Annotated in this window: 1 pseudogene; it reads left to right on the top strand. The window is 65.9% G+C overall.

The window, feature by feature from the left end:
* Window positions 1–364: pseudogene (locus AC1DF8_RS36250) on the top strand (formate dehydrogenase); the annotation flags it as partial.

Here is a 364-nt window from a genome sequence, read left to right on the forward strand (position 1 = left end):
GGTGGGGGGATGCCGCCACCGCCGAGAACGACTGGGCCTACGACTACATCCCGCGGATCAACGGGGCCCACGGCACCTACCAGACGCTGATGTCCATGCTCAAGAACCAGGTGGAGGGCTACTTCCTGCTGGGGCAGAACCCCGCGGTGGGTTCGGCCAACGGGCGGCTGCAGCGCATGGGGATGTCCCACCTCAAGTGGCTCGTGGTGCGCGATCTCAACATGATCGAGTCCGCCACGTGGTGGAAGGACGGTCCGGAGATCGCCTCGGGCGAGCTGAAGACCGAGGACATCGACACCGAGGTCTTCTTCATGCCCGCGGCCACGCACGTGGAGAAGTCCGGCTCCTTCACCCAGACCCAGCG

The sequence above is a fragment of the Rhizobium sp. 05N49 genome, from assembly GCF_056396805.1.